Raw genomic sequence first — 15,049 nt, 5'->3', positions numbered from 1 at the left:
TTTCGTAACCCATACAATCTCATCACATTTTTCCACCTTCCAAAATTTTATTTAGTAACATGGAAAATAAACAAAAAAAGCATACCGCCGCTTGACGATATGCACAAAAATGCATAAAAAGCGTACGTTACGATATACGCAACGTACGCTTTTTATAAGACAAAGATGCCCTATATATCCGTACGGGTTGCGTAATGATATGAATGTTTTCTGCCGTTTAACAGAGCTAAGCCCATTACATTTACGATTACAATCATTACGCACACCCCCTTCATTTATTTTCCATTTATAATCTTACAACTTTATTGAGTATTCTGTCAATTACTTTTTTACAGACTGAATGAAAATATACGCTACATCATTTTGAAATAAGGGAATATTCTGCAAGAAAGGGCATACAAAATAAAAAAGAAATAAGAAATCGTTTTCACAAACATTTCATTTGAAAAATGTTATCAAACCCCCTACAATCACCTTATACTCACTCTTACAAGTTGCTATTTTAGGAGGACTAATCATGACAACTAGCAATACGTACAAATTTTATTTAAACGGAGAATGGAGAGAAAGCTCTTCAGGAGAAACAATCGAAATTCCATCTCCATACTTACACGAAGTAATTGGACAAGTACAAGCCATTACTCGCGGAGAAGTAGATGAAGCAATTGCATCTGCAAAAGAAGCTCAAAAATCATGGGCGGAAGCTTCTCTACAAGATCGCGCAAAATACTTATATAAATGGGCTGATGAGCTCGTAAATATGCAAGATGAAATTGCTGATATCATTATGAAAGAAGTCGGTAAAGGATATAAAGATGCTAAGAAAGAAGTTGTTCGTACAGCTGACTTCATTCGTTACACAATCGAAGAAGCTTTACATATGCACGGAGAAAGCATGATGGGCGATAGCTTCCCGGGCGGTACAAAATCTAAACTTGCGATTATCCAACGTGCACCACTTGGTGTTGTATTAGCAATCGCACCGTTTAACTACCCAGTAAACTTATCTGCTGCAAAACTTGCGCCAGCATTAATTATGGGTAACGCTGTTATTTTCAAACCAGCAACTCAAGGTGCAATTAGCGGTATTAAAATGGTGGAAGCACTTCATAAAGCTGGCCTTCCAAAAGGTCTTGTGAATGTAGCGACAGGACGCGGTTCTGTAATTGGTGACTACTTAGTAGAACACGAAGGCATCAATATGGTATCGTTCACAGGTGGTACAAACACAGGTAAACATTTAGCGAAAAAAGCTTCCATGATTCCACTTGTATTAGAACTTGGTGGTAAAGATCCTGGTATCGTTCGTGAAGATGCTGACTTACAAGATGCTGCAAACCATATCGTAAGCGGTGCATTTTCTTACTCTGGTCAACGTTGTACAGCTATTAAACGCGTACTTGTACACGAAAACGTAGCGGACGAGCTTGTTGACTTATTACAAGAGCAAGTAGCTAAACTATCAGTTGGATCTCCAGAACAAGACAGCACAATCGTTCCATTAATCGACGACAAATCTGCTGATTTCGTTCAAGGTTTAGTTGACGACGCTGTAGAAAAGGGTGCAACGATCGTTATCGGTAACAAACGTGAGCGTAACTTAATTTACCCAACATTAATCGACCACGTAACAGAAGACATGAAAGTTGCTTGGGAAGAGCCATTCGGCCCAATCCTTCCAATCATCCGTGTTTCTTCAGATGAGCAAGCAATTGAAATTGCTAACAAATCAGAGTTCGGTCTGCAAGCAAGTGTCTTCACTAAAGACATTAACAAAGCATTTGCAATTGCTAACAAAATCGAAACTGGTTCTGTTCAAATTAACGGACGCACAGAGCGCGGCCCTGACCACTTCCCATTCATCGGTGTAAAAGGTTCAGGTATGGGCGCACAAGGTATTCGTAAGAGCCTTGAGTCTATGACACGTGAAAAAGTAACTGTATTAAACTTAGTTTAATCTTATATGTAGAAGCTGATCTTAAATTAGATCAGCTTCTTTTTATACAAATTAGTTCACTAGTTGTTTTTCCATAGGTAAATTCACACATTTTACAGAAATTTGATATCCTAGCCATCTCTCCGCAATATGTTCAAATGATGAAACAGAGCCTGTTGTAAAAAATTGATGCTCCGGATTCAAATTGTCAGACAGAATTCCTTTGTGCTGCAAAATTGTGCTTAACTCTATCGCTGTTTCTTCCGCAGAACTAATAATCGTTACATCTTCTCCTAGTTCCTTTTTAATATAGGACTCTAAAAGTGGATAATGCGTACATCCGAGAATTAGCGTATCTATATCTTCTTTCGTTAATGGCAGTAAAGCTTGTTTCACTTGCTCGGTTACATATGCTGTATCTTCTAATTGATTTTCTACAACTGTAGCTAAAGTCGGGCACGCATGACTATGCACTTTCAAATATGTATCAAGCTCATGCAATGCTTTTTCGTACATATTAGATTTTATCGTACCTACAGTTCCAATTACTCCGATTTCCCCTTTCTTTGTCACTTTAATTGCCGCTCTTGCTCCTGGATGTATAACGCCAATAACCGGAATAGAAAGTGCTTCTTGCAGCGCGGTCAATGCAGCCGCTGCAGCAGTATTACATGCTACAACTAGAGCTTTTAATGGAAACTGTTTGAGGAACTCAACCATTTCAAATACGAAAGATTGTACCTCTTCTACACTTCTTGGCCCATACGGACAACGCTCATTATCACCAATATAATAAATGCTCTCTTTAGGCAATTGTCTTATAATTTCTCTCGCAACTGTTAATCCCCCAACTCCCGAATCTAACACACCTATTACTGAATGTTTATGACATACAGACATATACTTCATCCCCTTTTCAATCATCTAGCGCTAATAACATTTATTATATTATGAAAATTCAATATTACATAATAATCCCTCTTACTTTTAATCACAAACTCTTCTCTATAATCTGATTATTACTATATCCATTGACGTATAAAAATTCATTTGTTACTCTTAAATACGTTAAATTAATATTTAAATCCTCATTCGTATCTCGGTGAGGTAGAGGTTGCAGTCATTAAGAGTATCATTTCAGGAGATGTAGTGGCATTGATGAACGAATGAGAAAGGAATGATTGCCGAAGTAAGCCCGTGTCCACCATGCACGCTTGCTGGGTCTGCATTGAATAAGTGCAGAACTGTCACAAACGTTTCGTTTGTGGAGAGCTATCGAGAGGTATGTCGTGGGTTTCTTATAAGATAGAAAGCATGTAGCGGCAAATTACGTGCTTTTTTTGTTTTGTTTGGGACTTCTCTTCCTGACTCAGGAAGACATACATATCTCCTCGCTTGACTTGGTTATACTAACTTTGGAGGTATTTTCTATGCAACAAAAAAAATGGGGCTTTTGGGTACTAACAGCTTTCGTTGTCGGTAACATGGTTGGCGCTGGTATTTTCATGGTGCCAAGTACGTTGGCACAAACAGCAAGCCCTCTCGGTGTCACTTTAGCTTGGTTAACAACAGGGTTTGGTGTTTTAATGCTAGCTCTTGTTTTCGGTAATTTAGCAATTCGTCGTCCTGATTTAACGACAGGACCACAAAGTCATGCATATGCTTTATTCTCAACACCAAAAAAGAAAAAAATGGCTGGTTTCAGTATGGTATGGGGATATTGGGTTGCAAACTGGGCAAGTAACGTTGCCATCATTACATCATTTGCGGGATATTTATCTCTCTTCTTCCCGATTATGAAAGATACACGACTACTATTTTCAATCGGTTCTTTTAATGTAGAAATCGGAAAACTAATTACATTTACGATTTGTTCCATCTTACTTTGGGGAACTCATATTATATTAACAAACGGTGTAAGCGGAGCTGGAAAGCTAAACTTCTTAGCAACAACAACGAAAGTAACTGGATTCCTATTATTCATCGTCGTTACGTTATTTGCATTCGAAGCTTCTAAGTTTGGACAATGGTACACACCGATGATCGATAAATCAGGTGTATCACATGGCCTTCTTTCACAAGTAAACTTAGCTGCTCTTACGACGCTTTGGGCATTTATCGGAATTGAATCAGCGGTTCTTTTATCAAACCGTGCCGTTTCTCCAAAAACGGTAAAACGCGCAACAGTTGCGGGATTACTTATTACAGTTGCGATTTACTTAGGAATTACAATTTTAACAATGGGTGTACTTCACATTGATAAATTACAAACTTCTGAACGTCCTTTAGCAGACGCACTAAACGCTGCAATGGGTCATGGCGGAGGGAAACTGATGGCATTACTTGCTCTTACTTCCCTATTCGGTTCCATCTTAGGCTGGATTTTATTAAGCTCAGAAGTACCGTATCAAGCAGCAAAAGAAGGTTTCTTCCCTTCCTTCTTCACAAAAACAAACAAAAAAGGAAGTCCAATTTATTCATTACGATTAACAAACATTATGTCGCAAGTGTTCTTATTCTCAACATTATCAGGAACAATTGCGGAAGCTTATACATTCGTTATTACCGTATCAACACTGGCCTACCTCATTCCATATCTCGTTTCACCAATCTTCCAGTTAAAACTAGTCGCAACTGGTGAAACGTATAAAAATGAAATGCGGGCAAGAATTACAGATGGCATAGTCGCAGTGATTGCACTTTGCTACGCATTATGGGTTATTAAAACAGGAGCAGCCGATATAAAAACATTCCTTCTCGGAATTGGTTTATTCGTAATCGGCTTTGCTTTCTATCCATTAATGAATCGTGATCAGAAAAAAAATAACGAAAAGAAAAACGGGCAAGTTGCATAACGCAATTTGCTCGTTTTTTCTTTTGTAAAACATATATAATAGAACAAAGAGGTGAAAAACATGTCAATTGAATCACTATGGAGCAGCCGCTTCCAACAACATATGCAAAATATCATTACATACTTTGCACGTATGATTAACGGTTTACTATATAGCTTTATCTTTATTTCATGCGTTGGTGCATACTACTATGCTCAGTTTCTAAAAGCATCTCCTTCTAAAGGAATATCTTTACTACTCATCACGATTGTACTTACATTCATTATAACGAGATGCCCGATCCGTACATTTATTCAAAAACCTGATGCTGTCTATTTACTAGCACTAGAAGAGAAATTAACATCTTATTTCAAAAAATCTCTTCTATACAATTATATCATTCAGCTTTTCCCATTATTATTTACGTTCCTTATTCTCGTTCCACTTGCGCTACAATCATTGCAAGTAACTGTACCTTTCTTATGTACAATCTTTATCGTTTTAATGATTACGAAAGCTTGGAACATGTACATACATTGGATGTGGCGTGATAGTCATGAAAACGGCATATGGTTCATTATTCGTATTACTTGTAACGCACTCATCATTTACATGCTGTTTTACTCAGCAAACATTCTCATATTAGGCGGATTACTTTTACTACTTGCTTTCCTGCTTCTATATACGCAAAAACAGCCTACAAAACGAATACCGTGGGATTACATAATCGAGCAAGAAGAAAAAATGAACGTTCGTTTTTATCAATTTGCTAGCATATTCACCGATGTTCCGCAACTGAATAAGCAAGTAAGTAAAAGAAAATGGCTTACAAATTGGATTGAACCTTTATTACATAAAAAGCAAGCAACTTTCTTCTATTTACATACACTCGCATTTTTACGCGGGAATGATTATTTCGGTATATATATTCGTTTAGGATTGATCGGTGCCTTCGCCTTATATTTTATACCAAACATTTACGTAAAAGGCGCTATCGCATATATCGTCCTATATATGATTTCTATGCAGCTCCGTTCCCTATGGAAATATTTTTCGGGAAATATTATTGCAGCATTATATCCAATTCATACTGAGAAACGAATGAATCAATTTCTTCACTTAATCTTTATATTGCTAAGCATTCAACTCATTGTATTTTCAATTGTTATACTCATTGCTACAGGTCAATTTTTACATAGCCTTATCATTATGATTATCGGGTTACTTTGGATCAAATTTATTATTGTACCAAAAACGAAGCAACGCGTTTCCTCGTTTTAACGAAAAGAATTATCTTAGAAGCTAAGGAGAGAATAAATTCTCTCCTTAGCTTTTTATTTTTCCTTCTCAAACAAGAATCACCGGCACAATCGATATTTTTATGATTTTCACATAAAAAAATGATAATACATGTTTACGTCCTAATAAAAAGGGTATGTATTAAATTAACAAGGGAAACGAACTGGGGGGATTAAATAAATAGACAATACGACGAATTGCTCAAAGACGATTCTGGAACCGATAATATAATATAAGGAGCGGATGAGAATGAGTAAAAAAATTGCTACTTTAATAACGGATTATTTCGAGGACACAGAATACACAGAGCCAGCAGAAGCTTTTAAACAAAAGGGATATGAATTAACAACTATTGAAGCAGAAAAAGGTAAAACGGTACACGGTAAACAAGGAAAAAGTGAAGTTGTAATTGATAAAGGTATCGATGATGTTTCTCCAGAGAACTTTGATGCCCTCTTCATACCAGGCGGATTTTCCCCAGATATACTTCGTGCAGATGAACGGTTTGTTCGCTTTAGCAAATCATTTATGGATGCGAAAAAACCTGTTTTCGCTATTTGTCATGGACCTCAGCTACTCATCACTGCACAAACACTTGAAGGACGTGATGTAACTGGATATAAATCCATTGAGGTCGACTTGAAAAATGCCGGCGGAAATTTTCATGACAAAGAGGTTGTCGTATGCCAAAATCAGCTAGTAACAAGTAGACAACCGGAGGACATCCCAGCGTTTATTGAAGAATCGTTGCGTATACTAGGATAGTTACTATAGGTTAGCCAAAATAGCTGTTTAGCTACTTTGGTTAACCTTTTTATTTGTATGAAAAATAAAAAGGAATGTCATTTTTAATGACCTACGGATTCCCCCCTTCTTCGTCCCCAAATTTCTAATCACTTTTCATAGGCAGTTCTCATATAGTGAAAATGACTATATCATTCCTATCCATAAGTTAAATCATGCTTTTACACATATATAAATACAAAAGATGGGAGCCTTATTTATGAATAACAATCCACCTTCAACGCCCCCAAATCCAACGGAAACGAATACTAATGAAGTAACCTTACAAACGTTACGTGTCATCGGACTTATTGTACTGATTAGTGGCTACATATTAGTCACTCTTTCTGAAGTAGGAACGTTAAAAAATCTTTTACTACAACCGAGCACCACTCCAAATTTAGCTGAAGTTGATCCGTTTTAAAAGCCATATGAAAAGCGATTTCTAGCATCGCTTTTCATATCGTTTTATCCAATTTGAGAAACCTCCTCCTCATACTTCTCTCTCCCAATCGCCTTCATAAATAATAAAATACTGCTCATACCAACGATAAAGTACAGAGCACTCATGCCCCAAGATGCAAGAAATGAACCTAGCATAACACCTAATGCCCCGTTCATTTTTGCCATTTGAAAGACCATTCCGTTAATCGCCATATATGAACCTCTCGCCTCATTTGGCACCATATCTGCCATAATAGATTGACGCACTGGCACATACATCATCTCGCCTACCGTTTGGAAAAGTCCTGCAATTAATAAAATCCATAAACTATTGCTCGTTCCGAGTATTGTAAATCCAATTGTATAAATGAATAAACCTACATATAAGATTTTCAAATCGTTGAAGCTTTTCAGCATTTTAATAAGAAGTGCTGAACATAACACAACTAAAATGGTGTTCTCTGCAGAAATCCAGCTCAGCATGCGAATACCTGTTAAATCAAACGTAACACCATTCCCGAATAAAAAGTGCACCGTTTCAAATTCCTTCTGCAAACGTACTCCTAAATAATTATTAATCTGAAACTCTAAAGATAACGTACATATACTTGCTGCACAAAAAATTAAAAACGCTCTATCTTTCATTACGACTTTATAACTATCTGCCATATCTTTTAATACATTTTTCTTTTCTACTGTTTTTCTAGCTACATACACCTCTTCCATATATACAGCCATCACATATAAAGTAATAATTGCAACTACTGTTAATACGATAAACAATTGTAATCTATAGTTTTCAAATAGTAGCCCTCCAAATATCGCTCCAATCGCAATGGATAAATTAATAGCCCAATAATTAATACTGTACATCACTTTTCGATTTTCAGGTGTACTCACATCAATTAACATCGCCTCTGTCGCAGGATTCATAAGTCCAGATCCTAAACTATTCACTAGCATAAATACAAATGTTAACCACGGTGAATCTACATAATCCGAATTCGCAACTCCCATACAAGCAATGGAAATGACTTGTATACTTTGACCGATAATCATCACCTTTTTACGCCCAAGCCGGTCTCCAACATATCCACCGTATAAACCAATTACTAATGAAGCTATGACATTAATGAGTAGTAAAGCACCAGCAATCGCACTACCTAACTTTATTGAAAAATAAATCGCCATAAATGGAAAAATCATCGTGGACACAGTACGTGTTAAAAACGAAGTTATAATTCTAATTTTTATATTTCGATGCATACTCCAAAATCCCATTGTTTCCCCCTCCTTATGCTTACTTATTTTACTTTGAAAAAAAGGAAGAAAAAGGTTAGAATATTCTAAAGAGTTTCCCCTTTTATAATAGAAGGAAGTGTATATATGAAAATTATGGACTATTACATTAGACTAAGACTACATGCACAAGATCAACAACATATGCGAAATAGCTTACAAGAATTAGCGGATGTTTTATATTGCAGTACGAAAAACGTAAAGATTTTATTAAAGAAAATGAGCGAGGAGCAATTAATTCACTGGACTCCAGGGCGAGGCCGCGGGAATAAAACGGAAATTCTATTTATACATAATTTCGTAGAAGCGATTGAGTCCTATACAGATGAACTGTTAGCGCAAGAAAAATTAAAAGATATCTTTCTTCTTTTAAAAGAACCCCTACCCCTTGCACTTCAAAAAAAGATAGAAAATAAACTACATCATCATTTTGGATACGAACCTTCAAATGATATGTACGACATATTAAAGATTCCTATATCGAGAAAGCTATTCCCATTAGATCCGGCTTTTGTAGCTGTAACTACAGAGAGCCATCTTACGGGTCAAATTTTTGACACGTTAGTCGTTTATAACGATGTTACGGAAAAAATGGAACCACACATTGCGCATACGTGGGAATTAAGTGAAGACGGGCTGACGTGGACTTTTTATTTACGAAAGGACATTCATTTTCATAACGAAACAGTTTTAACTTCTAAAGATGTACAATTTTCATTTGAAAGACTAAAAGAAGTTCACTCTCCTTTTGAATGGTTAACAGAAGAAATTGTTCAAATTGAAACGCCATCACCACTGCAAATTCGATTTCATTTAGCAAAACCAAATTTATTTTTCTTACACTATGTAAGTTCCATACAACTAGCAATTTTACCGCGTGATGTGAGTATCCAAAATCATCATTACATAGGTACTGGACCTTTCAAACTTGCTCATTACTCTGAAGATAATATCGTGCTCGAAGCGTTCACTCATTATTTTAAAGAGCGCGCTTTATTAGACCGTATTGAATTTTGGGGTATTCCTGATCATGTACAAATCGATGCTGATTATGAACTACCAAATGAAGAGAAAAATGAAAGGCATAATATACAAATAGAAGAAATAGGTTGTATTTATGCTAGCTTCAACTTTACAAAATCTGGTCCTCATCACGACATTTACTTTCGAAAGGCTTGGAGAGAACTATATGACGTTGAAACGATACTTCGTAGCATAGAAGGAAGACGGACAATTGCTGCATCAAGCTTTTTCCCTGAAAGAAGCCGCAAAAGTCCTACAAGGTCCTACTCTTTAAAAAAAGCGAAAGAGTATTTAAAGAAGAGCACCTATAATGGAGAAGCGATACACATTTATTTCTTCGCATTTAAAGATAGTGCAAATGATGCATATTTCCTAAAAGAACGATGTGAAAGTTTAGGTATACAAGTAGAGCTTCACCCCTTTCTCGTTTCAGATTATATGAACCGTTCTATCGATCAACATGCCGATATTATTTTCATGGGAGAAGTGTTTGCTGCTGATCATGAACTTGCATTCTTAAATGTATTTAAAAATAAAAGTTGCTTCGTAAACCGGTTCATGGACCCGCACTATGAAAAACAAATTAACTGTTTACTTGATACATTTTTATTAGAAGAAAATAAAGAGAAGCGCTATGAGCTCATGTATGAGATCGAAGAATTTTTACAAACAGAACACATCATTTTATTTAACTATCACGTTTTAAAAAGAAAAACATATCCTTCTGCTTTAAAAAATGTAACAATTGATTCATTCGGCTGGGCAAATTTTGCGAAGTTATGGATACAGCCATCTACGTATTAAAGTGTGAGTTTTTATAAAAGGAGAAGGTACTACATCCTTAGTAGTACCTTCTTCACATACAAGTATAAACTATTATTTAATTACTCCATCTAAATGATCTTTCAAGTTCAATAAATACTGCTCAATATCCGGATTCTGCACCACATCATAACAAGCAAAGCTCTTTAACGGGCTCATACCAAGAAACTTCTGCACGCGGTGTAAATGACTAAGCGTTGATTCTAGACTTTCCCCTTCAAAGAACTTCGTCTTATCTCCAAAAGAATTTTCAGGTGCATTCCAAGTTGTAGAGAACATATACTCTTTCTCTGTTAATAAACCACCTGTTCCATATTCATCTGCACCTTTAAAGAACAAACCGTATTCATACACTTCATCCATATACGTTTTAAATAAGCCCGGTACACTAAACCAATAAATCGGCGTTTGATAAATCACAACATCAGCCCATAAAAACTTCTCTTGTTCTTCTTTAATACTATAGCCATCTTGAATCGTTGTTGTTTTCACATGATGCTTCTCACTTAATACCGTTACCATATAATCAACTAACGTTTTATTTAATCGTCCTTCTTTCGTACCGTATTTTTCATGTCCATTTATAATAAATATATTTTTCATCACTTTTCTCTCCCCTATATAATTTACTCCTCAGCTATTAACCCAAGTTGTTGTTTCAGCGTAAGATTATCTTCTAAATGCCAGTCTTCTGTAATCTTTCCGTCTTTTACATGTAAAATATCAATTGCAAAAAAATCGATTTTTTTATCGTTATGCGTTCCTGTAAAAGAAAGACGAGCTGTTACTTTATCACCAACGACTAATAAATCTTCAATCTCACAATGTATATTAGGAACGATTTTACGAAAATTTCGCGCCGCAAATTTTAATCCTTCCGTGCCTTGTGGTCGCCCTTTCGGCAATGTATGATCGAAAAAATTTTCAGTAACAGTTTGCGGAATAAGCTCCTCTTTACCTGTATCCCAAAATGCATAAAAACGCTGCGCTGCATGAACCATTTCGGTCGCTTCCTTTTGACTTAGTGAGGGATCAATTGTCATCGCTTTTGGCTTTGGCATTTCTTTTAATAACTGGACTTCCGTTTTTTCTTCGACGCCGCATGCTACAAGTACAATACAAACAACAAACAAACTAAGAAATCCAAATAACTTTTTTATCCCCATGGAAATCACCACCTCCTTATATAAATCCTTTTTGTTTCGTATTGCTATTGTATATGCACTAACTTTCTTTATGGAAGTAGTGATATTTTTTTCATATAGTTACTAAAAGTATAGTTTTGTGATACTATAAAGCAAATTCATCAAAAAAATTTTATGGAGGCTAGTTCCATGAACAATATAGATCCAGTTGAATTAACGAAAGGTTTACCTGGCATACCTTGTCCTATCGCTAAAACGCTTGATGTAATTAGTACGAAATGGACATTTTTAATCATTCGTGATCTTCTTATCGAAGGAACATTACGCTTTAGTGATTTACAAAAATCAATGGATGGTATTAGTCCAAAAACATTATCGCTTCGACTAAAAGAATTAGAGTCTCAAGGCATTATAACGAGAAAAGTATATCCAGAAGTTCCGCCTCGTGTAGAGTACACATTAACGGATAAAGGAAAGCAATTAGAGGGGATATTTATTGAATTAAAACGGTTTGGATTAAGCTTATAAAACAAAAACCCCTTACCGTCGTAAGGGGTTTTATTACTTCGCAAAACTTTCAGCTAACTGTTTCTCTCTCCACATAAATGTAATAGCAAGACCAACTATTAAAACAACTCCTGAAAAGGCATATGGATAATGAATATTCATATCAAATAATATTCCGCCCATCGCTGGTCCTGCGATATTTCCTAAACTCGTATAAGTCGAGTTCATACCAGCAACGAATCCTTGCTCTTTTCCAGCTGCTTTTGATAAAAACGTCGTTAAAGCAGGACGAAGTAAATCAAATGCTAGGAAAATGAAGCACGTAACGAGAAGTACAATCCAATAATTAAAGACTACCGTTGAAACGAACGCTAATACTGCACCTACAATTAAACATATTTGAATTAACACTTTTTCACCGAATATATCAACCAATTTACCAAACATAAATACTTGCACAACTACCCCAAAGATTGAACTAATTGTAATAATTGCCGCAATATCTTTCGGTGTAAATCCAAACTTATGATCAGAAAACAGACTAAACACAGTTTCATACGCTGATAAACCAAACGCAAGTACAAATACGATTATAAATGCGATTGCATACATTGGATGTAATGATTTCTTTAAATCACCAATAAAGCTTGATTCTTTCGTATTAGAAGAAATCTCTGCAAGCTCCTCTTTCGTTAACGGTTCTTTTAAAATAAAAATCGAAATTACACATGCTATAAAAGCAATTGCTGCTGCAACGAAAAACGGCACACGTATACCGTATTCTGCAATAAATCCGCCGATTCCAGGTCCTATAATAAAGCCGGTACTAATAGCAGCAGATAAATATCCCATCGCCTTTGGACGTTCCTGTATAGATGTAATATCCGCAACATATGCCGTAACACCAGGCATAATAAACGCAGCACTAATTCCGCCTAACACCCTCGCTGCATAAAGCATCCACACATCTGTTCCTAATCCAAAGAGAAGCTCTGAAACACCAAAAATAAATAATCCAATGATGATCATTTTCTTCCTACCATAAAGGTCGACCCACCGGCCTGTAATAGGTGAAGCAATAAGCTGAGCCATTGCAAACACTGCAACGAGATATCCCATTGTCTTACCTGTTAAACCCATATCATTCATAAAGGACGGCATAACCGGAATGATTAATCCAATCCCTAAAAAAGCGATAAATATATTACTCAAAAGAATGACCAATACCATCTTTTGTTCTTTTATCGGTTTCTTCACTTTCAACACCTCTTCCCGTAAGCTCCCCTCAAAAAAATAATGCCCAAGAAGCTTTTTCTTTATCCTGCTATTTGTGGGCTAATCATGAGTAGAGATGCCCCTACTCGTTAGAATTTCACTGTACCCTTCCACACATACATACGCATTAGGTGAATGACTATCATTCATTTTCCCTCAAAAATGAACCTACCTTTCCAGACAGGTTCATCTCACTATTTCTTTATATGTAATGCATGTGTTAAAAAATCTAGTACTTCTGCCTTTTGTAGCTCCACTTGCTCATCATCTTTATGATCATATAAATACACTTGTTCCGCTGCTGATTCAACTAGAGCGATAAATAACTTCGCTGTTCGCTCTGCGTGAACCGAATCACGAATTTCACCAGCTTCTTTCGCCCCACTTAAAAATTCACTTAACCACATATAAAGAGGCTCATACACAGCTTCCCATTCTTTTATATGTTCCGTAGATGCAAGACCTGCATACATTAAAGCTTGTATTTCACGATATTCCGCTATGAAGTGAAACACCGCATCTATTACTTGCGTAACTTTATTTGAAAAAGGCGCATCATTTTGCACTTTTTCTTTCACTGCAAGGATCATCTTCTCAACCATCACTTCTGCTATTGCAGGCATAACAGATAACTTAGAAGGAAAATATAAATAGAAAGTTCCTTGTGCAATGCCAGCCAATTTCACGATATCAGAAATCTTCGTTTTTTCAACGCCCTTTTCCTGAAACACTTCAATAGCTGCATAGACAATTTTCTCTTTTTTATTCATCATCTAAACCCTTTCACACGCGTATTGAATGACTGTCACTCATTTTATAGAATAACTAGCTATACTGTCAATTATCGTGTACTTTTTACGATAAAAATCTCCTAACGACTTGTTAGGAGATACAGTATATCTTTACGAAAGAGCCTTTAACCCTGTCACGCCGCATACAATAAGAGCTACACTAATGATACGTGCTTTACTTTTCGACTCACCAAACAGGAACATGTTTAATAAAACGGCACCTGCTGTTCCAATACCAATCCAAACCGCATACGCGACACTTACTTGTAAAAATAAGAAAGATGTATACAAGAATGCAAAGGATGTAGCAAACCCACCTATATAAAGTGCACCATTTGCTAACGTTTTATCTTTACTATACATTTTAAGACCGATCACACCGACTATTTCACTAATTGCAGCACAAAATACGAAAAACCAACCCATCTTTAAGCAGCTCCTTCCACAGTTTCTTCTTTATTATCAGCTAGTTTTAAACCGATAACGCCGGCTACAACCATCACGATAAAGAATAATTTCCCTACACTGAAACTCCCGCCGAAAAGGAATACATCCATTAAGAAAGTACCTACCGTACCAGCTCCGGCGAAAACAGCATATACAGTCCCTGTTGCAAGATGCTCACACGCTTTAGAAAGGAAGTGAAAATCAACAGCGATAACGCCTAAAATAATAATCCAATGCCACCAAGTATCGGCTGTATTAAAACCAAACACCCAAAAAATTTCAAAGATACATGTTAATATGACATATAACCAAGCTCTATTCTTCATACCTCTCACCTCTTATGACTGACTATCAGTCATTTTTGTTTTAAAAAAATATACTCTTTCATCACTACTATATAAACAACTATCATCCTCATTTACCATTTATATTTGTTCCGTTTTC

Annotated in this window: 15 protein-coding genes and 1 riboswitch; of the genes, 7 read left to right on the top strand and 8 right to left on the bottom strand. The window is 36.2% G+C overall.

Annotated features, from left to right (window positions below; genetic code table 11):
- Positions 1–517 precede the first annotated feature (517 nt).
- A complete protein-coding gene (gene gapN, locus PDK19_RS07570; protein ID WP_074615306.1) occupies positions 518–1,957 on the top strand; it encodes an NADP-dependent glyceraldehyde-3-phosphate dehydrogenase in 1,440 nt (479 codons plus the stop codon).
- A 51-nt stretch (positions 1,958–2,008) separates the two neighbouring features.
- Here the strand turns inward: gapN and racE are convergent, their stop codons facing one another.
- On the bottom strand, positions 2,009–2,836 hold the full coding sequence (gene racE, locus PDK19_RS07565) for a glutamate racemase (protein WP_074567639.1): 828 nt from the start codon (positions 2,834–2,836) through the stop codon (positions 2,009–2,011).
- 200 nt (positions 2,837–3,036) lie between these two features.
- Positions 3,037–3,219: riboswitch (Lysine riboswitch) on the top strand.
- 147 nt (positions 3,220–3,366) lie between these two features.
- On the opposite strand from racE, the gene PDK19_RS07560 reads away from it, so the two are divergent.
- The 4 genes from PDK19_RS07560 (at position 3,367) to PDK19_RS07545 (ending at position 7,276) form a co-directional block, all read left to right on the top strand.
- On the top strand, positions 3,367–4,791 hold the full coding sequence (locus PDK19_RS07560) for an amino acid permease (protein WP_074615305.1): 1,425 nt from the start codon (positions 3,367–3,369) through the stop codon (positions 4,789–4,791).
- 60 nt (positions 4,792–4,851) lie between these two features.
- Positions 4,852–6,051 carry an ABC transporter permease gene (locus tag PDK19_RS07555; RefSeq protein WP_000021412.1) on the top strand — a complete coding sequence of 400 codons (1,200 nt, stop codon included), beginning with the start codon at positions 4,852–4,854 and terminating at the stop codon, positions 6,049–6,051.
- Positions 6,052–6,318: 267 nt separating this feature from the next.
- A complete protein-coding gene (locus PDK19_RS07550) occupies positions 6,319–6,834 on the top strand; it encodes a type 1 glutamine amidotransferase domain-containing protein (protein WP_000037554.1) in 516 nt (171 codons plus the stop codon).
- 238 nt (positions 6,835–7,072) lie between these two features.
- A complete protein-coding gene (locus PDK19_RS07545; protein ID WP_001063869.1) occupies positions 7,073–7,276 on the top strand; it encodes a hypothetical protein in 204 nt (67 codons plus the stop codon).
- A 44-nt stretch (positions 7,277–7,320) separates the two neighbouring features.
- Here PDK19_RS07545 and PDK19_RS07540 read toward each other — a convergent pair whose 3' ends face one another.
- Complete coding sequence (locus tag PDK19_RS07540) at positions 7,321–8,577, bottom strand: MDR family MFS transporter (protein WP_000508216.1); 1,257 nt, start codon at positions 8,575–8,577, stop codon at positions 7,321–7,323.
- 105 nt (positions 8,578–8,682) lie between these two features.
- Here PDK19_RS07540 and PDK19_RS07535 point away from each other — a divergent pair, with 105 nt between their 5' ends.
- Entirely contained in the window at positions 8,683–10,422 is a 1,740-nt protein-coding gene (locus tag PDK19_RS07535) for an SgrR family transcriptional regulator (RefSeq protein WP_000699846.1), read from the top strand.
- A gap of 72 nt (positions 10,423–10,494) precedes the next feature.
- Here PDK19_RS07535 and PDK19_RS07530 read toward each other — a convergent pair whose 3' ends face one another.
- Positions 10,495–11,043: an NAD(P)H-dependent oxidoreductase gene (locus PDK19_RS07530; RefSeq protein WP_074615314.1), complete on the bottom strand. Its 549-nt coding sequence runs from the start codon at positions 11,041–11,043 to the stop codon at positions 10,495–10,497.
- 23 nt (positions 11,044–11,066) lie between these two features.
- On the bottom strand, positions 11,067–11,606 hold the full coding sequence (locus PDK19_RS07525; RefSeq protein WP_014893278.1) for an ester cyclase: 540 nt from the start codon (positions 11,604–11,606) through the stop codon (positions 11,067–11,069).
- Positions 11,607–11,774: 168 nt separating this feature from the next.
- On the opposite strand from PDK19_RS07525, the gene PDK19_RS07520 reads away from it, so the two are divergent.
- Positions 11,775–12,113 (top strand): winged helix-turn-helix transcriptional regulator, encoded by a 339-nt coding sequence (locus PDK19_RS07520; RefSeq protein WP_001059470.1) that lies wholly within the window; start codon positions 11,775–11,777, stop codon positions 12,111–12,113.
- A gap of 33 nt (positions 12,114–12,146) precedes the next feature.
- Here PDK19_RS07520 and PDK19_RS07515 read toward each other — a convergent pair whose 3' ends face one another.
- The 4 genes from PDK19_RS07515 to PDK19_RS07500 form a co-directional block, all read right to left on the bottom strand.
- Entirely contained in the window at positions 12,147–13,349 is a 1,203-nt protein-coding gene (locus PDK19_RS07515) for an MFS transporter (protein WP_000742937.1), read from the bottom strand.
- 212 nt (positions 13,350–13,561) lie between these two features.
- Positions 13,562–14,140 carry a TetR family transcriptional regulator gene (locus PDK19_RS07510; RefSeq protein WP_041184468.1) on the bottom strand — a complete coding sequence of 193 codons (579 nt, stop codon included), beginning with the start codon at positions 14,138–14,140 and terminating at the stop codon, positions 13,562–13,564.
- Positions 14,141–14,269: 129 nt separating this feature from the next.
- Entirely contained in the window at positions 14,270–14,584 is a 315-nt protein-coding gene (locus tag PDK19_RS07505; RefSeq protein ID WP_000539674.1) for a DMT family transporter, read from the bottom strand.
- A 2-nt stretch (positions 14,585–14,586) separates the two neighbouring features.
- Positions 14,587–14,931, bottom strand: a complete 345-nt coding sequence (locus PDK19_RS07500; RefSeq protein WP_000796016.1) for a DMT family transporter — start codon at positions 14,929–14,931, stop codon at positions 14,587–14,589.
- Positions 14,932–15,049 lie beyond the last annotated feature (118 nt).

The sequence above is a fragment of the Bacillus cereus group sp. BcHK124 genome (genome assembly GCF_027712065.1).
GTDB lineage: Bacteria > Bacillota > Bacilli > Bacillales > Bacillaceae_G > Bacillus_A > Bacillus_A pacificus.
This window is presented reverse-complemented; position numbering and strand designations above follow the sequence as displayed.